Annotated in this window: 12 protein-coding genes; 4 read left to right on the top strand and 8 right to left on the bottom strand. The window is 62.4% G+C overall.

Annotation, left to right across the window (positions count from 1 at the left end):
• The first annotated feature begins 93 nt into the window (after positions 1-93).
• The 4 genes from ACFJIU_RS11455 (at position 94) to ACFJIU_RS11470 (ending at position 4864) form a co-directional block, all read left to right on the top strand.
• On the top strand, positions 94-1596 hold the full coding sequence (locus ACFJIU_RS11455) for an aldehyde dehydrogenase family protein (protein WP_379071325.1): 1503 nt from the start codon (positions 94-96) through the stop codon (positions 1594-1596).
• Between the two features lie 4 nt (positions 1597-1600).
• Positions 1601-2614 carry a GMC family oxidoreductase gene (locus ACFJIU_RS11460; RefSeq protein WP_379071328.1) on the top strand — a complete coding sequence of 338 codons (1014 nt, stop codon included), beginning with the start codon at positions 1601-1603 and terminating at the stop codon, positions 2612-2614.
• Complete coding sequence (locus tag ACFJIU_RS11465; RefSeq protein ID WP_379071330.1) at positions 2574-3191, top strand: GMC family oxidoreductase; 618 nt, start codon at positions 2574-2576, stop codon at positions 3189-3191. Before ACFJIU_RS11460 ends, ACFJIU_RS11465 begins: the two co-directional genes overlap by 41 nt.
• Before the next feature lie 251 nt (positions 3192-3442).
• On the top strand, positions 3443-4864 hold the full coding sequence (locus tag ACFJIU_RS11470) for a coniferyl aldehyde dehydrogenase (RefSeq protein ID WP_379073053.1): 1422 nt from the start codon (positions 3443-3445) through the stop codon (positions 4862-4864).
• Here ACFJIU_RS11470 and ACFJIU_RS11475 read toward each other — a convergent pair.
• From ACFJIU_RS11475 to hutU, 8 genes are all read right to left on the bottom strand, one after another.
• On the bottom strand, positions 4848-5774 hold the full coding sequence (locus ACFJIU_RS11475) for a LysR family transcriptional regulator (RefSeq protein ID WP_379071333.1): 927 nt from the start codon (positions 5772-5774) through the stop codon (positions 4848-4850). The genes ACFJIU_RS11470 and ACFJIU_RS11475 overlap by 17 nt on opposite strands.
• A gap of 103 nt (positions 5775-5877) precedes the next feature.
• On the bottom strand, positions 5878-6876 hold the full coding sequence (locus tag ACFJIU_RS11480; RefSeq protein WP_379073055.1) for a YeiH family protein: 999 nt from the start codon (positions 6874-6876) through the stop codon (positions 5878-5880).
• Between the two features lie 207 nt (positions 6877-7083).
• Entirely contained in the window at positions 7084-7770 is a 687-nt protein-coding gene (locus ACFJIU_RS11485) for a D-lyxose/D-mannose family sugar isomerase (protein ID WP_379071336.1), read from the bottom strand.
• Between the two features lie 124 nt (positions 7771-7894).
• Complete coding sequence (locus ACFJIU_RS11490) at positions 7895-8650, bottom strand: heme ABC transporter permease (RefSeq protein ID WP_379071339.1); 756 nt, start codon at positions 8648-8650, stop codon at positions 7895-7897.
• Between the two features lie 125 nt (positions 8651-8775).
• A complete protein-coding gene (locus ACFJIU_RS11495) occupies positions 8776-10551 on the bottom strand; it encodes a glucan ABC transporter ATP-binding protein/ permease (RefSeq protein ID WP_379071343.1) in 1776 nt (591 codons plus the stop codon).
• Between the two features lie 277 nt (positions 10552-10828).
• Positions 10829-19390, bottom strand: coding sequence for a GH36-type glycosyl hydrolase domain-containing protein (locus tag ACFJIU_RS11500; protein WP_379071346.1), 8562 nt, complete (start codon positions 19388-19390; stop codon positions 10829-10831).
• 280 nt (positions 19391-19670) lie between these two features.
• Positions 19671-20246, bottom strand: coding sequence for a HutD family protein (locus tag ACFJIU_RS11505; protein ID WP_379071349.1), 576 nt, complete (start codon positions 20244-20246; stop codon positions 19671-19673).
• Positions 20247-20249: 3 nt separating this feature from the next.
• On the bottom strand, positions 20250-21926 hold the full coding sequence (gene hutU, locus ACFJIU_RS11510) for a urocanate hydratase (RefSeq protein ID WP_379071352.1): 1677 nt from the start codon (positions 21924-21926) through the stop codon (positions 20250-20252).
• Between the last annotated feature and the right edge of the window lie 2 nt (positions 21927-21928).

Consider the following 21928-nt stretch of genomic DNA (forward strand, 5'->3'; position numbering starts at 1 on the left):
GACTGAGCGTGCACTTATCCGCCTTTGCCTTGAAGCGCGTACGCCGTCCTCCTACCCCTCAAACAACGGCCAAGTGGCCGGCAGGAGGATTTGATGAACGAGAGAGTTGCCCCCCCGATCAGCGCCGCGGCGTCAGAATTCCTTGCCGGCACGCATCGCCCTTTCATCGGCGGAAGATTTGTCGACATCGACCAGGGTGGAGCATTGCCGGTTGATGACTCGGCAACGGGTGAGATCGTGGCGCGCGTGCCTGAAAGCGGCGCTGAAATCGTCGACCAGGCCGTGAGGGCTGCACGCGCAGCGCTGGAGGGCCCCTGGGGCTCGATGGCGCCGGTCGAACGTGAGCGGCTGATGCTGAAACTCGCCGACGCCGTCGAGGCGGATGCGGATCTGCTTGCCGAGATCGAAAGCATCGAAAACGGCAAGTCGCTCGGCGTCGCCAGGATGCTGTCGGCTGGCGGTTCGGCGAACTGGCTGCGCTACTATGCCGGCTGGGCGACCAAGATCGAAGGTGCGACGATCAACGTCTCCATTCCGGTGCCACCCGGAGCGAAGCACCATGCCATGACTGTCATGGAGCCAGTCGGGGTGGTCGGTGCCATCGTGCCGTGGAATTTCCCGCTGATGATCGGCGTGTGGAAGATCGCCCCGGCACTCGCCGCGGGTTGCACCATTGTCATCAAGCCGCCGCAGGAGACCCCGCTCGGTCTGCTGAGACTTGCCGAACTGATCGAGGCAGTCGGCTTTCCAGCCGGCGTGGTCAACGTCGTCACCGGTTCGGGTGCCGTGACTGGCGAAGCACTGATCCGGCATCCGGGCGTTGACAAGCTCACCTTCACGGGTTCGACCGAGGTCGGCAAGCGCGTAGGTCACGCGGCCGTGGATCGTGTCGCCCGCTTCACGCTGGAGTTGGGTTCGAAGTCGCCGATGATCCTGCTGTCGGACATGGAAGACGGCATAGAGCCTCTGCTCGCTGGTCTCGGCATGTTCTTCAACCAAGGCCAGGTCTGCACATCGGCTGCACGCATCCTGATCGAAAAATCCATCTATGACCGGACGCTGGCAAGACTGGCTGAAATCGCCGACGGCATGACACTTGGTGCCGGACGCGACGAAGGCGCGCAAATCAACCCGGTCGTCTCTGCGAAGCACAAGCAAAGCGTGCTCGGCTATCTCGATCGTGCCTTGGCGGCTGGCGGCGAGCGTGTCAGCGGCGACCGCGCGGTACCGGCCAAGGGCCACTATATTGCCCCGACCATCCTGCATAATGTGAGGCTCGACGCCGAAATCGTGCGCGAAGAGGTCTTCGGACCGGTGGTCGCCGCGATGCCCGTCGCTGATCTAGACGAGGCGATCCGGCTTGCCAACGACACGCGCTACGGCCTCTCCGCCTCGGTCTGGACACGCGATCTCGGCAAGGCGATGAAAGCCGTCCATGGGCTCAAGGCCGGTACGGTGTGGGTGAACTCGCACAACACCCTGGATCCGGCCGCCCCGTTTGGCGGGTTCAAACAATCCGGCATCGGCCGCGAGCACGGCAAGGCTGCGCTGGAGAGCTACCTCGAGACGAAAACCGTCATCATGCGGTATGCCTGAGCCGATGACGGAGATCTTCGACTACATCGTCGCCGGCGCGGGATCGGCCGGCTGCACCATTGCCAACCGGCTGGTGAAAGCCGGCAAACGCGTCCTGCTGCTGGAGGCCGGGCCGCGTGACAATGACAAGTTCATCCATATGCCAGCGACCTTTGCCAAGGTCATCGGCACCAATCGCAGCTTCATCTACGAGTCGGAGCAAGAGCCGAATGTCGGCGGACGGCGGCTGCCGATCCCGCAGGGGCGCACACTGGGTGGCGGCTCCTCCATCAACGCGATGCTCTACATCCGAGGCCAGCACGAGGACTACGACACTTGGCGCGACCTAGGCTGCCCTGGCTGGGGCTGGGACGACGTGCTGCCGGTTTTCCGGCGACTTGAGCGCAACGAACGGCTGGACGGTAGCTATCACGGTACAGATGGCCCCTTGCCCGTGTCGGATGCCCGCCACAGGCATCCGCTTTCGCTTGCCTATGTGAAAGCCGCGCAGCAGGCCGGATACCGCTACAATGACGACTTCAACGGTGAACGCCAGGAAGGTGTCGGATTTTACCAGCTCACCACGCTCGATGGCGTCCGCCAGTCGGCGGCGACGGTGTTCTTGAAACCACTCGCCGGCAATGCCAAACTGACTGTCGTCACCGATGCACAGGTGAACACGCTGACGCTGGAGAATGGCGCGGCGAGCGGACTTTCCTACACGACCGCCGACGGGCGGGTGGTGCAAGCCACTGCCAGGGAAGAAGTGATCCTGGCTGCGGGCGCGCTGGCGACGCCGAAGATCATGATGCTGTCGGGGCTAGGCCCTGCGGCGCACCTCACGGAACTGGGCATTCCGGTTGTCCGCGACATGGCAGGCGTCGGCAAGGACCTGCAGGATCATGTCGCGACACCGGTCTATGCAGCGAACTCGCGAGCCGGTCTCGCTGCTCGGCCAGGACAAGGGTCTGAGGGCGCTGCGCCATGGGTTGCAATATATGTTGTTCGGCACCGGCCTGCTCACGTCGAATGTCGTTGAGAGCGGCGGCTTCTTCGATACCGATGGTGATGGACGACCGGATATCCAGTTCCATGTACTGCCGGTGATGATCGAGAATGCAGTGCACGGGTCGGTGGCTGAGCATGGCATGGAGCTGAACCCTTGCGTGCTGCGACCCAAATCGCGCGGCAAGGTGGAATTGCGCTCGCGCGATCCGAACGATCCGATCCGCTTCGCAACCGGCTTCCTTTCGGAACCCGATGACCTGAAGTTGCTTGTCGAAGGCGTGAAAGTGGCGCGCAACATATTGCGTCAGCCCGCCCTGCAGGCGGTGATCCGCGAAGAACTCAAGCCGGGCGGAGCGACTGACCTGGCGGAAGAGAGGATCGTCGATCACATCATGCAGACAGCCAAGACCGTCTATCACCCGGTCGGAACCTGCCGGATGGGCACAGACGATGCGGCTGTGGTCGACACGCAGCTTCGGGTACGCGGGGTGCCACGCTTGCGCATTTGCGATGCCTCGATCATGCCGCGCCTCGTCAGCGGCAACACCAACGCGCCGACGATCATGATCGCCGACCGGTGTGCCGACTTCATTCTCGCGACAGGCTGATTTTCCTGTCTTCAGGTGTGCCGAGATGTTGGCCAGGGTAGCTTTCAGCAGCCTTGGCCCGCCCCTCGGCACACAATAAACGAGCGCAAACCTTCCGTTCCGGCAGCTTCTGGTCCGTCACAAAGCTGTTGACGCTCGACCAAATCGGGCGTTCCATTCCCGTATGCGTACGGAGTATTCCGGTGCGCCAGCAAGCTTTATACGTTTTCAATGCTTTGCAGCAGAACGATCAAGCAGGGGTGGAGCTGACCATGTTGCATGTCAAACCCGATTTGCTGCGCGAGCGCTTCGACATGCAGCGACGCGCCTTCGCAGCGGAGCCGTTTCCATCTCTTTCCGTCCGCAAGGATCGCCTGAAACGCCTGCAGGCGCTGACCGAAAGTCACGAACAGGCGATCTGCGACGCCATCGATGCCGATTTCGGTAGCCGTTCAGCACATGAGACGCGCTTTGCTGAGCTCTTCGTGGTGCGCGCCGGTATCAATCATGCGCTCTCGCATGTCGGTTCCTGGATGCGTGCGCGCAGCGTCGGCACCAGCCTGCCGTTTCTACCGGGGAAGAACCGCCTCGTGCCGCAGCCTCTCGGCGTGGTCGGCGTCGTCTCGCCGTGGAACTATCCGTTCCAACTCGCTGTTGCCCCGGCAACGGCAGCGCTCGCGGCCGGCAACCGGGTGCTGATGAAACCTTCCGAGCTGACCCCGCGCTTTTCGACCCTGCTCGCCGATCTGGTGGCCGAGCATTTTGCGCCAGAGGAAGTCGACGTCGTCACCGGCGATGCCGAGACCGGAAAGGCTTTCGTCTCCCTGCCGTTTGATCACCTTATCTTCACCGGTTCGACGGCGGTCGGCCGCCATGTGGCGCTCGCCGCCGCTGCCAACCTGACACCGGTGACGCTGGAGCTGGGCGGCAAGTCGCCGGCAATCCTCGATCCTTCCTGTGACATGGACGCGGCCGTGCGCAGCATTGTCTTCGGCAAGCTGCTCAATGCCGGCCAGACCTGCATCGCCCCCGACTATGTGATGGTGCCGCGGGGGCAGGCCTCTGCTTTGACAAAGCGGTTTGCCGAGTCAGTGCGGAAACTCTATCCGAGTTTGAAAACCAACGCCGACTACAGTTCGATCGTCTCCGACCGTCACTATCAGCGACTGAAGAGCCTGGTCGAAGAAGCGGCTGCCGGCGGCGCGGTCGTGACCGAGATCAATCCGGCAAACGAGACACTCCCCGCCGAAGGCCGCAAGTTCGCCCCGACGCTGGTCGAGAAAGCACCGGAAGACAGTCGCCTGATGCGCGAGGAGATTTTCGGGCCTGTGTTGCCGATCCTCGAATATGCGTCTCTGGACGATGCGATCGCTCACGTGAACCGGCATGACCGGCCGCTTGCGCTCTATTGGTTCGGCACCGATTCCACGGCGCGCGAACGTGTGTTGCACGAAACCGTCGCCGGCGGCGTGACCATCAACGATTGCCTGCTGCATATCGCCCAGGAGCGCCAACCCTTCGGTGGCGTCGGCGCCAGCGGTACCGGCGCCTATCACGGCGAATGGGGGTTCCGCACCTTCAGCAAGGAGAAGCCCGTCTTCCTGCAATCGCGCTTCAATGGCGGAGCGCTGCTGCATCCTCCCTATGGCGCCATGTTCGAGCGTGTGCTGAAGATGCTCAGGCTGGTGACCTGACCGGGAGGCGATGCCCGTTACTGTCCTGTATGCCTTCGCCGATCAGCCGCATGAACTCGGTCTCGGCGGCCGTGACGTACCGCTCCTTGTGGTGCAACATGAAAAACTTGCGGCGCGGCACCGGATAGTCGATCGCGATCAAGTTGCCGGCGGCAAGTGCATTGGCCGCAACAAGACGAGACATCACCGTGACGCCTGCCCCGGCCGCGACAGCCGTCCGCACGGCTTCGTTGGTCGGGAGCACCAGGCCAATATCGATATCGGTTTCCGCAATTCCCTGCTGCCGGAGCATGGCGGCAAGGGTAGATCGCGTGCCGGAACCGCTTTCGCGCAGGATCCAGCTGGTTGAGGCAAGCGAAGGTCTGGCGTCCTTGCCAAGTCGGCTCCAGGGATGATCGGGTGGCGCAAGAAGCACCATCTCGTCATCAGCCACCGTGGTGACGGCCAAGGTCGGCTCGTCGACTTCACCCTCGACAAAGCCGAGGTTGGCCTCGCCATCGCGCACCTGAGCCGCGACCGTCTCAGTGTTGCCCATTGTGAGCGAAACCGCGATGCCGGCATGCTGAGAGCGGAAAGCGTGAATGAATGGCGGCAGCCAATAATTGCCGACGGTCTGGCTGGCGGCGAGACCAAGGGAGCCGACTTTCAGCCCGGCAAGATCTGCGAGCACCAGTTCAGCCGCCGTCGCGCGCGCCAGGACCGCTTTTGCCTCGATCAGGAAAAGGCGTCCGGCATCGGTCAGCGCGATGCGGCGGCCGACACGATCGAACAGCTTCGTGGCATAGCGCGCCTCGAGTGCAGCCACGGCGGCGCTTGTCGCCGATTGCGTCAGATTGAGATCACGCGCCGCATTGGTCACGTGCTCGCGCTCTGCGACGGCAACAAAAATGCGCAACTGCTCCAGCGTCATGCGAACTCCTTAGAGCGCCATAAATCTATCTGGAGGCGCTCTAAACTTCTCAATCGGCACATCGTGCATGCCGAAAATCGAACCCGACTTTCAAGCCGATGCGCTAGCCTGCCAATTTGACCAGCAGCAGGCTGAAGCAAGCGATAAAGACAAATGCCGAAAGCGCAAGCAGCAAGGGGCGAAGACCGCGTGAGCGTATCTTGCCGATGTGAGTCTGCAAGCCCATCGCCGCCAGGCCGACCGTCAACATGAAGGTCGTGGCAAAAACGATCAGCGACTTGGCTTCGGCCGGCACTTCAACAGCACTGTTCAACGCGACAACGGCGACAAAGGCAAACACGAACCACGGCATGGGTGGCTTGGTGGTCTTTTCCGTAACCCTGCCCCGTGCAGCCATGACGCCGAGCGCTATCACCATCGGCGCCAGCAAGGCGACCCGTGCCAGCTTGGCAATCGTGCTGATTTCGCCTGCCTGCGGGCCAACCTGGAAGCCGGCACCAATCACCTGGGCGATCTCGTGGATAGAAGCACCCGCCCACAGGCCGAAACCATGCTGATCGAGCCCCGCCGTACTGGCCAACAGCGGATAGCCGAGCATCGCGATGGTGCCAAACAGCGTGACCGAAGCGACGGCATAGGCAACGTCCTCGTCACTGGCGTTTGTCACCGCATTGGTTGCTACGATGGCAGAAGCTCCGCAGATCGAGGTTCCGGCAGCGATCAACTCGGCAAGCTTGCGATCGACACCGAGCAGCCGGCCCAGACCGAGTGTGAAGCAGAAGGTTGCCAGCAGCGACGATGCAACGATCGCGACACCGCCGAGTCCGATCGCGCCCAGTTGTGTGACCGTCAACTGGAAGCCCAGCAGAACGATGGCAAACCGGAGCAGCGTCCGTTGGCAGAACGCGATACCGGCGCGCGTGTTGGCCGGCAGACCGACCAGATTTGCAAAGACGATGCCGACGATGACGGCCAGGATCATCGGGCTGAAAATGCCGAGCCCCGGCAGTTCGCGCATCGAAAAGGCCGATGCCGCGACGATCGCCGCCAGCACCACGCCAGGCCAGATCGTGGTTTTGCTGGCGGACGCCGGCTTGCCCATCTCGACGGGCGGGGCGATCGGGCGATCAAATGATACGGCAGACACGACATTCTCCAATTCCAGGTAGAATTGGAATGCCATTCTCCATCCTATCAATCCAACGCATTGTTCGTGTCGAATCATTCGATTCAAACGAACGATCTCGCTGCCAAAGATGGGGATACGCGCCGGATTTCTCCCGGCGCGTACGCCAAGCAAGAGACGGGATCAGCCGACCCAGCGTTCGTAGTCGGATACCAGCAGGTGCAGCGGTGCCTCATCTTCCTCGATATCTGAGAAGCGGCCGATCGGGTCGCGGAAGATATTGTCGGTGAGATCGTCGTTGACGGTCGAGACCTCGCCGATCAGCACATCCTTGCCCTCTGCCCAGAAGGCGTGCCAGACGCCGGGCAGCAGCGTGACGCTCTCGCCGGGATCGAGCTTGAGCAGGCCGCCGGCCGGCAGTTTGCGAATGGTTCCATCGACCGGAACCGAGACTTCGGCCTTCGGATCGATACCGCCTTCCGCATCGGGCATGAACAGCTCCAGCACCAGCTTGCCGCCGCCGCGGTTGATGATGTCTTCGGCCTTGATCACATGCCGGTGCATCGGCGACAGCTGGTCCTTGCGCGTAATCATGATCTTCTCGGCATACAGCATGCCGGCACCCTTCTTCATATCCTCGAAGCGGCCGTTGCGCACCGTGAACAGGAAGAGCCCGAGCTCATCGAACTTGCCCTGGCCGTAGTCGGTGATGTCCCAACCGAGCCGGGAGTCGAACACGCCAGCGGATGTGCCGCGACGCGCCTTCATGTCCTCGGGCGTCCAATAGGCGAAAGGCGGCATGACGTACCCGAAGGAACGGATGAAGGCATCGCCCTCGCTAATGATGGCGTTGACGGTCGAACGTTTCATGAGGACGGTCCTGTGAGAGCGGTTATCCTTTGGCAGGTTCTCGTTGCAAAACCGCGGGACACTTTTGCGGAACCTGCCTGGGCATTTCGCATAGCGCAACGCCCGCCTGCTGTCGATGCGTGCGTCAGGCGTCGGCGCGCCGTGCCGCCATGCGGCGCATGGCAATCACACGGCGGCGACGGATCTCCGTGCGCATCGCAATCATGTGCAACGCAAAGAACAGAACCGTGAAGCCGATTGCCATCACCAACAGCGGCCAAAGCAGGCTGGGATCGATCGTCGGTCCGTCCAGCCGGAACACCGAGGCCGGCTGATGCAACGTATTCCACCATTCCACCGAAAACTTGATGATCGGGATGTTGATGAAGCCGACGAGCGTTATGATCGCGGCAGCCCAGGCCGCGCGCGCAGCGTCATCCAGCGCCCGGGTCAGCGCGATAATACCGAGATACATCAGGAACAGCACAAAGACCGAGGTCAGGCGGGCGTCCCAGACCCACCATGTGCCCCACATCGGCTTGCCCCATATCGAGCCGGTGATCAGCGCCAATGCGGTAAACACCGCGCCAATGGGCGCTGCTGCCTTCAAAGAAACATCGGCCAATGGATGGCGCCAGACCAGCGTTCCTATAGCCGAAACGGCCATCAGCGAGTAGCACATCATGGAGAGCCAGGCGAACGGCACATGGATGTACATGATGCGGACGGTTATGCCTTGCTGGAAGTCTTCCGGCGCGGTGAAACTCATGTAAAGCCCGACTGCGAGCACGACCGTCGCGATGCCCGTCAGCCAAGGCACCAGCCTGTCGGCCAACGCCACAAAACGCGTTGGGTTGGCCAGGTCTGCCCAGCTCGAGGGGCGTGTGCTCGTTTCGCTCATGAGGTGTTCTTAGAACCTTTCGATCAAGCTTTGAAGCCATGTCGAAAGGACAACACCGCGCACCCTGGAAAGGATGCACGGTGCAAGATTTCACTCGCCAGCGTCCGAGGGCAAGTTTCCCGTGATCAGGCGGCCTCGCCGGTCACCGACACGATGCTGAGCCGCGGCCCCTCCTCGTCGGCAAGCAGGCCACCGGCGCGCAACAGCGAAGCGAAGCGGCCGTTGCGCATCGACAGCTCCTGGAAGCCGCCCATCTCGACGACGTTGCCCTTGTCCATGAAGATGACGAGGTCGGCGTCGCGCACCGTTGTCAGGCGGTGAGCAATGACGAAAGTGGTGCGATCGCGCCGCAGATCATCGAGCGCTTCCTTGACCCTGCCCTCGGTCTCGACGTCTAGCGCACTGGTCGCTTCGTCCAGGACGAGGATCGGCGCATCCTTCAGCACGGCGCGGGCAATGGCGATACGCTGACGCTCGCCACCCGACAACTGGCCACCACGTTCGCCGACGACAGTGTCGTAGCCGTCGCTCTTGGCGAGAATGAAGTCCTGCGCCACCGCGGCGTTGGCAGCTGCGTGCACCTCTTCGTTGGTCGCGCTGTCACGACCGACACGGATGTTGTCTTCGATCGACCGATTGAGCAGGCCAGCATCCTGGAAGACCGTAGCGATCGAATGACGCAGCGACTTGCGGGTCACCGTACGTGTATCGATGCCGTCGACGAGAATGCGTCCTTCACTCGGCGTGTGGACCCGCTGCAGGAGATTGATGAGCGTGGTCTTGCCCGCACCCGTCGGACCGACAATGGCAACCGTCTGGCCAGCCTTCACCTCGAAGGAAACATCTTCGACGCCCTGCGTGGAGTTGGCGAAGTTGAAGCTGACATTCTCGAACTGGATATGGCCGGTGACCTTGCCGAGATCGCGCAGACCCTCCGGCTCGGCGGCTTCGGCGGAATCCTCTTCGAGTTTGTAGAACTCTTCAAGCTTGGCACGGGCTTCGGAGATCTGCGTCACGAAATTCGAGACGAGGTCGAGACGGCCGATCAGCAGCGTGGCGAAACCGGTAAAGGCAACGACGTCGCTGATGCGCAGTTCGCCGTGCATGACCAGGTAGGAACCGATCATCAGAACGACCATCATGGAGACCGTCGACGACAGCCGGTTCATGGCGCTGGCCAGAGCCCACCAGTCGAGAACCGGGTTCTGCGCGTTGAGCAGATCCTTGATGTAACGCTTCAGGGTGTCGGCCTCGTGGCCGATGCGGTTGTAGCTCTGCAGCACGGCGACGTTGCTGACGGAATCCGTCACGTGAGCGAATACGGTGTGATAGTGACGCTCGACGTTGGCCTGACCCTGCTTGGTCTTGCGCATGACCAGACGGCCGATGGCGAAATAGAACACGCCAAGCACGAGGAGAACCGCGGACATGCGCGCGTCGAGGCTGATCGCCGTCGGCACCAGGAACACCAGTGCGACAACGGTCGACAGATGCTGGCGCATGAACTCCAGCCACAGCGTGAAAAGTGACTCGACCGCGCGCAGCAGCGTCTGCAGCGAGTTGGAGGTGCCGCGCTGCTGGTGCCATGCGAGCGGCATGGTGATGACGCGTTCGAAGGATTCACACAGCACTTCCGAGCGACGCTTGTGAGCGAAGCGGTCAGCACCGCGAGCGACCAGCACGACTGCGATGATGTTGAAGGCGCCGAGGCCTGCCCACATGACCAGTTCGCTGAACGGGTTGGTGCGTTCGGCGATCGCGCCGATGACCTTACCCAACAGCATCGGTTCGTAAACCGCGACCATCGCGAGCATGACGTTCGCCATGCAGATCAGGACGAGACGCTTCTTGTCGGCGGTGAGGTAGCCGAGCGCTCTCCAGTAGATTTGCAGCAGGGACAACCCAATTACTCCCGCGTAACGATCCATAGTGCGCCGCATTATTGCGGTGAACACCTAGCCCTAGATGGGTGGCAAAACAATGCCCGCCTATGCCTTCTGCTCCGTTCCGACGAACAAAACATGACAACGGGCAGAAATCTGCCGTGATCGCGTAACGGTTTGAGATAAAAGGTGAAATCCCAACCCTGCGGCAAAATTGCGGCAGACACCCATTGCTGCCGCATTTTTGAGCAACCGGAGGCCTTTCCAAAGGCCTCCGGAACCATTTCCGCCTCTATCAGGCTGGAATCTTGACGATAATCTCGCTGGAACCGCCATCCTTCAGGTCGAAAGCGTTACCTTTCACCTTGGCCCCATCAACCTCCAGCGAGATGGTCTTGGTGCCCTTGGCGCGTACCACACGGACGGCGTGTTCGGTGCCGCCGATCTTGAGCTTCGCCGAATAACCTTCCCATTCCTTGGGCAGTTTCGGGGTGATCTCGATGCGGTTGCCACGCCGCTCGATGCCGAGGATCCCTTCCACAGCAGCACGATAGAGCCATCCAGCCGAGCCGGTATACCAGGTCCAGCCGCCACGGCCGCCCTTGCCTTCACCGGCATAGATGTCGGCCGCAACCACATAAGGTTCGACGCGGTAATGTTCGGCTGCCGCATCATCCAGGGCGTGATTGACCGGATTGAGCATCGAGAAGCAGCGATAAGCTTCATCGGTCCGGCCCATCTCGGCCAGCGCGATGACGAACCACGTCGCGGCATGCGTATACTGGCCGCCATTTTCGCGCACGCCTGGTGGATAGCTCTTGATGTAACCGGGATCCTTCTCCGTCCTGGAGAAAGGTGGCGTGAACAACTTCACGATCTTGAGCTCGTCGTCGACGAGATATTTGACCGCCTGATCCATCGCTGTCTGTGAGCGGGCGGGGTCGCCCTCACCCGACAGCACGCTCCAAGATTGCGCGATCGAGTCGATCTTGCATTCGTCGGACCTGCGCGAGCCGAGCGGCGAACCATCGTCGAAACTGCCGCGGCGGTACCACTCACCGTCCCATGCCGCATTCTCCAGCGCCCGCTTCAGGCTGGCCGCATGCGCTTCCCAGGCCTTGGCACGTTTGGCATCGCTTTGCGATTTGGCCACCGGAGCAAAGTCCGTGAGCGTCCTCAGCAGGAACCAGCCCAGCCAGACGCTCTCGCCCTTGCCGCCGATGCCGACGCGGTTCATGCCGTCATTCCAGTCGCCGCCGAGGATCAGCGGCAGGCCGTCGACACCGGTTCTCTGGATGGCGAGATCCAATGCCCGCGCGCAGTGTTCATAGAGTGGAACACTCGTCTTCGAGACCTGCGGTTCGAAGAAGGAATCGTGCTCGCCCTCGGCCAGCGGCTTGCCCTCGATGAACGGCAGTGCTTCCTTCAGGATCGCCTTGTCTCCGGTGACGAGGATGTAACGTGAGACGGCATGAGCCAGCCAGACGACATCGTCTGAGATCATCGTGCGCACGCCGGCACCGGTACGAGGCAGCCACCAATGCTGTACGTCGCCTTCCGGGAACTGCCGCCGGGCTGCGTTCAGGATCTGCTCGCGTGCCAGCGACGGGTCATGAGCCAGCAGAGCCAGCGTATCCTGCAGCTGGTCGCGGAATCCGAAGGCGCCGCTCGCCTGGTAGAAGGCCGAACGTGCCCGGATGCGGCAGGCCAGTGCCTGATACGGCAGCCAATGGTTGACCATGGCGTCAAGCGCCTTGTCCGGCGTCTCAACCTGGATCGTATCGAGGAAACCACGCCAGCTGCGTTCGTTCTCGGCCAGCCTTTTGTCGAAATCCCTGGCGCGATGCGTCTTGACCAAGGCGCTTGCTTCTTCGGCGGAACCCGCATCCCCCATCAGCCAGAGCAAAGTCACGTCGCCACCTGCCGGGATGTCGACATCGCGGGACAGAGCGGCGCACGGATCGTCGCCCGCCTCGACGCGGCCGGACAAGGCCGCACCCGCGACGACGGACTGCGGCATCGCCGTACTTCCGTCGCGGCCGAGGAACTCCTGCCTGTCAGCCGTGAACGACTGCGGCTCGCGATCGCTGGCCAGGAAAGCCACACGGTCACTGAAGTCGAGCCCATACGGGTTCTGCGCCAGCAAAGCTCCCGTGGCCTCGTCGCGCTGCGAGAGGATGGTGGCCGCCGTTTTCGACCGATGGCTGCCCAGCACCCATTCAGCATAGGCGTAGATGCGCAACCTGACGGCTGTCGATCCGGCATTCTGGATGCGCAGGCGCGAAATTCGTACCGGGTCGGCGGGATCGACGACGTGGGTCAGATCCATCGACAGGGCGCCGCGCTTGGTTCGGAACGTCGAGAAACCCTGCCCATGCCAGGCTTCGTAGACCATGGCCGGGTCGCGCAGCATCGCGGCCGTCGGCGAGTAGGATTCACCGCTGCCTAGATCGTGGATGTAGATGCCTTCACCTGGACGGTTCGTGACCGGGTCATTCGACCAGGGCGTCAACTGATAGTCACGACTGTTGCGGCTCCAGGTGAACCCGGCGCCTTCCGCCGAGGTATGGAAGCCGAAAGCCTCGTTCGAGACCACATTGATCCAGGGCTGCGGCGTCGTGCGTTCGCCGGTCAGGCGAACGACATAATGACGGCCGTCGCCGTCAAAGCCACCATAGCCATTCCAATAATCGAGACCGCTGCCGTCTGCGGATGTCGCCACTTCCTTCTTGACCGGCTTGCGCAACGCCGGCGCAGACGTCTCACGAAGCGCCACGGCGCCACCAGGATGCAAGGCATCGCGCGCCTGAATCGCCGCGGTCTCGGCGCGCTCGATCTGATCGAAGATCGTGCCGTTGCGGGTGTGCAGCACCACACGTGCGACCGCGAGCAGCGTCTTGTAGGTGGTCTCGTCCATCAGATCGCGGCGCACCGCGAAGATGTGCTGGCGCGAACCGAACTCGTTGCCACGCAGCCGGCTGTTTTCGCAAAGCGCGTCGATCGCCTGCTGCAGGTCCTGCACATAGGACGATGCCTGTTCATTGACGATGACGAGATCCGCCGTCATGCCGCGTGCCCGCATATATTCCTGGAAGCGCAGTGCCTCGGCAACGATCTCCAGGTCGGCAACGTCGCCGATACGCACCGCGAAGATCGGGAAGTCACCCGAAATGCTGGTCGGCCACAGGCTGGATTGACGACCGAGCCCCGGAGCAATCGCATCGGAAGGCAGACGCAGGAACGGATCCGGATAGATCAGATAACGCGCGAGCTTCTGCACGTTGGACGCATCTGTCAGGCTCAAGCCCATATGGCGGGTCTGCACCTGCGAACGGGTCCAGGCCAGCATCGACTGGCGGGCGAAGCTCTCGGCATGGTCAAGCCGCGCAATTGCCTCGTCCAGCTCCGTACGGTTGCCCCCCGTGACGGTCCAGAAAGTGAGCGATATCTTCTTGTTCGCCGGCACCCGCACCCGACGCCGCAGTGCGGCAACGGGATCCAGCGTGAACCCGGCATGTCCTTCCAGCCGAGCACCCGGATCGAAGGCAGCAGCATCAGCGATGGTACGACCACGGCCAATGAATGCACGGCGATCGGTCTCGGCTTCACCATCACGGGCAAGCCCGGACGGGTCGGTCACGAAATGAGCTGCAGCGATGTCCGGCTCGCCGGCATCGCGCTTGCGGCGCGTTGCGAAGATGGCGTTGTTGTTCGGCGCAATCTCGGTTTCGATGAACATCTTGGAGAAGGCGGGATGGGCGTAGTCAGCTGCCTCCTGACCAAGCACCAGCTCAGCGAACGAAGTCACCTCGATATGCCGGTCGGTGGCTCCGTCGTTGTAGAGCGTCACCCGCCTGCCTTCGCCATTGCCTTCCGAAATGACGATGCATTCAACCTCCGAGCGCAGTGAGTGCACGGTCTTGATGAAGGTCGCCTTGTCGTCCGAGAACTGTGCCTGTGCGGTTTCACCCGGCACACGCTTCGGCTCCACCGTCGCCGACCACCAATCGCCGGTGTCGGCGTCACGCAGGAAGATATAGGAGCCAAGCCGGTCCTCGACCGGGTCAGGCTGCCAGCGGGTGACCGCAAAGTCGCCCCAGCGCGAGTAACCGGAACCGGTCGCCGTCACCATGACGGAGTAGCGCCCGTTCGACATCAAATTGGTGGCGCGCAGCGCCCAGGCCGGATCGAGCACCACACGCATGTCGGGGGTCTGCGCCTCGGTCTCGTCGGCGACAGCCTGCTCCTCGGCGTCCGTACGCACCGTGTCGGCCGGAATCTCGCGCGGCGCCTTCTCCTGCAGCAGCAGTTCGGCGGATTCGATCACCGGGTCGCTGTGGAAGCGATCACGCAGGCGTCCTTCGAAGACGGCATCGGCGATGGCCGCGATCGACATACCGGAATGGTGCGCGAAGTAGTTCTGCACGACCGCGCAGGTCGCGCCTTCCGGCACACGCTGCGGCGTGAAGTCAACGGCGTCGTAGTAACCGTGGCGGCCGAGTGCGCCGATTTCCTTCAGGCGCTTCAGATTGGCAACGGCCTCGCGCGGCAGGAACTGCGCGCTCAGGATGGTGGCGTAGGGCGCGATGACCGTGTTCTGGCCGAGACCACGCTTGAGTCCGAGGCCTGGCACACCAAAGTTGGTGTACTGATAATTCATCTCGCGGTCGCGGGCATTGTATGCGGCTTCGGAGATGCCCCACGGCACCCCCTTCGAGCGGCCGTACTGGATCTGGCGCTTGATGATGAGCTGGCTGGTCTGGTTGAGAATCGAGCCCTGCGGCTCCTTCATCACCAATGGCGGCATCAGATATTCGAACATCGAGCCGGACCAGGACATCAGCGCTCCCCGGAAGCCGATCTCGACGATCGGGCGGCCCAGGCGGAACCAGTGCTCGGTCGGCAGGTCGCCCTTGGCGATGGCGAACAGGCTGGTCAGACGGCATTCGGAAGCGAGCAGGTCGTAGCAGGCCTCGTCAAGCTGGCGCTCCTCGACACGGTAGCCGATCGACAGAAGCTTACGGTCCTGCCGCAGCAGGAAGCCGAATTCCATTTCGAACGCATAGCGGCGGGTACGTTCGTGCAGTTCGAGCAGCTTGGCACGCATGGCCTGGACCGACTTTTCGTCGGCCTGGGCGTCCTGCACATGCGCCTCGCAGGTGGCTTCCAGCCGCGCGGCCCAGTCAACGATGATGTCGCTGGCCGTCGACTTGGCCTCGGCGTGGATGGCTGCGGCGAGCTTGCGGATCTCTCCTGCGAGTACCGTCAGGTTGACGGTACGAGCCAGGGCCATCTCCGGCTGTGCCTTGATCGTGCGCACGGCGCGGCGCATCCCGTCCAGCCGATCGGCGAGACGTTGACGCAACGGCCTGAGCTGGCGGCGGTCATCCGGCAATTCATCCAGGCTTTCGTCCAGGATTGCGACCGTGTCCAGCACGCCTTCGACGTCGCCATGCAGGTGGACGGACGGTGCCTCCGCCCATTCGGTGCAGGTCGCGGCGACCGTCACCAGATGGCCGGCCAGATTGCCGCTGTCGACCGCGGAAATGTAGGTCGGGCGCAACGGATTGAGCGTCGTCGTCTCGTACCAGTTGTAGAGGTGGCCGCGGCTGCGCTCCATGCGCTCGATGGTCGACATGGTGGCATCGATGCGCGCGATTGCTTCCGAAAGACTGATCCAGCCGAAATCGCGCGCCGAGACAACCGACAGCAGGTAGACGCCGATGTTGGTGGGCGAGGTGCGCGAGGCGATAACCGGCTTCGGGTTTTCCTGGAAGTTGTCCGGCGGCAGATGGTTCTGCTCGGCTGTTACGAAGTTCTCGAAGTAATGCCAGGTGCGGCGGGCGGCTATGCGCAACGCGTGTACATCCTGCGGCAGCAGGTGCAGCCTGTCCTCCGTTTCGGCCGAGCGGCTGACCAGCCAGGCGAATGCCGGCGATCCGATCCAGAACAGCGCGAAGGCAAAGGCGACGAACGCACCGGTTGAATCGTCGAGAACCGGAATGGCGAGGCCGACGGCACCAATGATCACGGCGCCATACATCATCGAATAATAAGAGCCGATGTCGTTGCCGCTGCCCTGATGCGCCTGCGAGGCGGTGCGCCATTCGAGCAGGTTCTTGCGACTGACGAAGAGACGATAGAGCGTACGGATGATGGCATCGCCCATCATCCAGGCCTGATGCGCCATCAGCACGATCTTCAGCGCCACCATCGCGGTGCCGAAGGCGATGTCATGCACGAGCGCAGAGAAATGACCGCGCGGCGTGGCGTCGCTGTTCTTCGGGATGATCGCGTTGACGATGTCGAAGGTGGGCGCCATGAACAACGTCAGGATCAGCAGGCCCTGCCACTGGGCGGCCTGCGTGAAAGGCAGCAACGTCCAGCCGGCGATCGCCGCCATCACCCAGAAGATCGGGGTCAGCGAGCGACGCAGATTGTCGATCATCTTCCAGCGGGACAGCGCCGGAACACCCGAGCGCGGATCGAAGATGAAACTCAGCAACTGCCAGTCGCCACGCGCCCAGCGATGGGTGCGCGAGGCGTCGACCCAGTAGCGGGTCGGATAGTCCTCGACCAGTTCGACATCCGTGACGAGTGCCGAGCGGGCCAAAGCGCCCTCGAGCAGATCGTGACTGAGCACGGTGTTGTCTTCGATGCGCCCCTTGAGGGCCGCCTCGAAGGCGTCGACATGGTAGAGGCCCTTGCCGGTGAAGGAACCGTCGCCGAACACATCCTGATAGAGGTCGGAAACGGCGAAGACATAGGGATCGAGACCGCGATTGGCCGAGAACACGCGCTGGAAGAACGACGCTTCGTCGCCCGTGGTGAGAGAAGGCGTGATGCGCGGCTGCATGATCGCGTAGCCGGCCGTCACCCTGCGCTTCTCCGCATCGAAATGCGGCTTGTTCATCGGGTGGCACATCTTGCCGATCAGTTTCGAAACGGCATCGCGCGTCGTGCGGGTGTCGGCGTCCAGCGTCATGACATGCACGACGTTTTCGGGCAGCGGCGTTTCCAGCGGCAGGAAGGTGGTGTCCTTGTCGCCACGCAGCAAAAGGTTCAGTTCGTGCAGCTTGCCGCGCTTGCGCTCCCAGCCCATCCAGCGGCCTTGCGCAGGGTTGTAGAGGCGGCGGCGGTGCAGCAGATAGAAACGTGGCGCGCCTTCGGTCGGATAACGCTGGTTGAGTTCCGCGATCTGACTGCGGGCAAATTCGAGGATTTCCGTATCGTTGGTGCTGATCTCCGATTTGCTGTCCGGCCAATCCGAAAGCAGCGCGAAATGAAGTTCGCCCGACATGTTGGCGAGGTGGTGCACTTCGATGTTGCGGACATTTTCCTCGACATCGTCGCGTGAGCCGATCAGCGATGGCACGACGACAAGCGTTCGTGCCTCAGCCGGAATGCCGTCCTTGTACTCATAGCCGACGAGACGTGTCGGCTTCAGGAACAGGAGGAAGACGGTATTGAAAAACGCCAGCGCACCTTCACTCGCCGGCACCGCGAACAGCACCAGCATCAGGGTTATGCCCCAGAGCGGCAGTCCCAGCGCTGCCAACGCACTGCCGGATAACCAGAGCAGAAGCGCCGTCAGCAGGAAGACAGGCAGCACGATGCCCAGCCATCCGGTCTTGCGGAAAGCGCGCAGGAAACTGCGCGCCACACTCGGCGAATAGCCGATCGCCTTTTCGAGTTCAGGCCGGCGTGAGCCAACGAGGAAGAAGCCGATATCGGTGGTGTCGGCAGCATCCGCAGCTTCGCCTGCAGCTTCCTTGGCCGCTGCCGCCATGTCGGTTGCCTGTTCGGCGACGCGGTATTCGGACTGCTTCGAACGTTTGGCGAGATCCTCGATCTCGGTGCGGTATTGATCCCTTGAAGGGAAATCGAGCTCGCTGAAATTGGTCCGTTCACGCAACAGCGCATCGATGCGGCTGACGCCTTCGAACCAGATCGTCCAGTCGACGTCGTTGATCAGCCGCAGGCCGCGGATGATGTTGCCGGTAGTGACGTTGCCGCTCGACAGTGTCTGATGCTCGGCAATGGTGATCTTTTCGGCGTCGGTGCCGGACTTTTCCAGTTCGGCTTCCAGCCATTCGAGCGCCCTGCCCGCATTCTGCGAGCCGTCGCGCAGGCGGTAGAGAAGCTGGGTAGCGAACGAAGTGTCAGCGGCCTGGGCCTGATACTTGTCCAGGATCGCCTGCCGGTCGGCACTGTCACCGGCGGCCAGCACCCGGTCGGCGACGTCGTTGGCTATGAGGCGCAGATCCCGCGAACGATTGACCCGAACGGCAAGCCGGCGAAGATTCTCGATCAGCACGAAGCGCAACAGCGATGGCAAGGCCCAGATCTCGCCGATCTTCATCGGTTCGACCGACTGGAAGCCTTCGACGATCGCCTTGAACATCTGCGCGGAGACAGAACTGTCCGAATGGGCGACATAAGCCCACGCCAGCGCCAGGGCGCGCGGCACGCTGACGCTGTCTGAGAGCTTCAGAGTCGGCAATTGCCTGTAGAAACGGCGCGGCAGGTCTCGCTTGATCTGATAGATCGTCTCCTCGACCAGATAATTGTTGTCGAGAAGCCACTGTGCGGCTGGCGTAACCGTTTCGCCCCTTGCCTGGGCGGCGTTGGTCAGTTTGTAGACCTCAAGGATCTTCTTAGCGCTTTCGCGGATGCGCTTCTGGAAATCGAAGGGTTGCAGGCCGGCGAGATCGGAGACGTCGCCTCTGGCGAGGCTTTCACCCAGTGCCCGCAACCGGTCTTCAGGCAGAAACTGTGACCGGATCGGCTCTTCCGCTGTGGCGGGGAAACGCGCTGTGGCGGTCCGGATCTCGGCGGGGCTGGTCTGAATATTCATCAAGCAATCCGTGCGGTGGGGACCGGTCGCGGCGCGACCGCATCGTCCCCGGTGTCTGACATCGATTTACAGGTGATTGATTGCATAGCAAAGCGGGTCGAACGAGCTTGTCCAGTCTTCCCGTCAAGATTAGCGGACGTTGCCTTGCCGGCAACCGTGATACTCGCGCTCATGCTCACAACGGGAAGCAGCGAATGGCAAGGATTCCGGCAATTTCGTGATGGCGCAACCGCCCTGCCCGATATTTCGGGTCAGGCTCGATAACGCTTGGAGACAGCTTTTAATCGTTTTGGATGGAGATCAGGAAAAGTGTGGCATGCGCCAGAGGACGGAGTGACAAGGTCTGTCCCGTCCCGTCGAGCCACAATGTATCGCGAGCGCCAAGTGCGAGTGCTGGCGATTCGCCGATCTGAAGAACGCCTTCATCGCAGAAGACGAGCGTGACGGTGGCTTGTGTGGTGAAGTCCAGCGGCTCAGATAGCGACAGGCGGCGCACCGTGTGGCGCACGCGGCCACGACGGGTCATCACATTGAGGTCGGTGATGGGGCCCGCCGGCAATGTCGCTTCCGTCGCAGCATCGGCGGGAAAGAACAACGGCTCGCTGGCACGCGTCAGCTCGACGGTTTCGTGGCCAGCGATGGAGAGTGTGATGCCCTCGCCTTCGAGGATGGAAAGCGTGCGGTCGATGCCGGAAAAAATGGAAAAGGGCCCGCCGGCCTCGACCCGCGCCATGGAGATGCGCCATTCGAAATCATTCAGTCCGGCACCGGCCGGCGAGACGACGATCTCGGTCGTCGTCCCGCCGCCGTTTTTCCACGGCATGGATCGATAGTCGCTGGCGCGGAGGATACGCATCACTTAGCCGAGGATGCCCGGCAGGTTGAGCTGATGCTCCTTCGCACACTCGATGGCGATGTCGTAGCCGGCATCGGCATGGCGCATCACGCCGGTTGCCGGATCGTTCCACAAAACCCGCCCGAGACGGCGTGCCGCATCCTCGGTGCCATCGCAAACGATGACCATGCCGGAATGCTGCGAGAAGCCCATGCCGACGCCGCCGCCATGGTGTAGCGACACCCAGGTCGCGCCCGAGGCCGTGTTGAGGAGTGCGTTGAGCAGCGGCCAGTCGGACACCGCGTCCGAGCCATCCTTCATCGCTTCCGTTTCGCGGTTCGGCGAAGCGACGGAGCCGGAGTCGAGATGGTCGCGGCCGATGACGACAGGCGCCTTCAGTTCGCCCCTGGCGACCATTTCGTTGAAGGCGAGACCAAGACGATGGCGGTCGCCGAGGCCGACCCAGCAGATGCGCGCCGGCAGCCCCTGGAACTTGATGCGCTTCTGCGCCATGTCGAGCCAGTTGTGCAGGTGCTTGTTGTCGGGCAACAGCTCCTTCACCTTGGCGTCGGTCTTGTAGATGTCCTCCGGGTCGCCCGAGAGTGCGGCCCAGCGGAACGGACCGATGCCGCGGCAGAACAGCGGTCGGATATAGGCCGGCACGAAGCCGGGGAAGTCGAAAGCGTTCTCGACCCCCTCCTCCAGCGCCATCTGGCGGATGTTGTTGCCATAGTCGACGGTCGGGATGCCCATCTTGTGGAAGTCGAGCATTGCCTTGACGTGAACGGCCATGGACTTCTTCGCTTCCCTGGCGACGGTCTTGGGATCGCGCTCACGCTTCTCTTCCCACTCTGCGACCGTCCAGCCCTGCGGCAGATAGCCATTGACTGGATCGTGAGCAGAGGTCTGGTCGGTGACGGCATCCGGCTTTACGCCGCGACGTACCAGTTCGGGGAAGACATCGGCAGCATTGCCAAGCAGGGCGACCGAAATGGCCTTCTTTTCCTTGCCAGCCTTGTCGAGAATGGCCAGAGCGTCATCGAGATCCTTGGCCTGCACGTCGACATAACCGGTCTTCAGGCGCATCTCGATGCGCGAAGCCTGGCATTCCACGGCAAGGCAGGATGCGCCTGCCATGGTTGCGGCCAGCGGCTGCGCGCCGCCCATGCCGCCCAGGCCCGCCGTCAGGATCCAGCGGCCTGACAGGTCGCCATTGTAATGCTGGCGACCCAACTCGACGAAGGTCTCGTAGGTACCCTGAACGATGCCCTGCGAGCCGATATAGATCCAGGAGCCGGCCGTCATCTGGCCGTACATCATCAGGCCCTTCTTATCGAGCTCGTTGAAGTGGTCCCAGGTAGCCCAGTGCGGCACCAGGTTGGAATTCGCGAGCAGGACGCGCGGCGCGTCCTTGTGCGTCTTGAACACGCCAACCGGCTTGCCCGACTGCACCAGCAGCGTCTCGTCGGCTTCCAGGTTGCGCAGCGCGCCGACGATACGGTCGAAGCTTTGCCAGTCGCGAGCCGCGCGACCGATGCCGCCATAGACAACCAGCTCGCCGGGCTTTTCGGCGACGATCGGGTCGAGGTTGTTCATCAGCATGCGCAGCGGTGCTTCGGTCAGCCAGCTCTTGGCGGTCAGCTCGGTGCCGGTTGCGGCACGAATGGTGCGGGAATTGTCGATACGGGTGTGTTGGGTCATGC

The organism is Mesorhizobium sp. UC74_2 (assembly GCF_042701485.1).
Classification (GTDB): Bacteria; Pseudomonadota; Alphaproteobacteria; order Rhizobiales; family Rhizobiaceae; genus Mesorhizobium.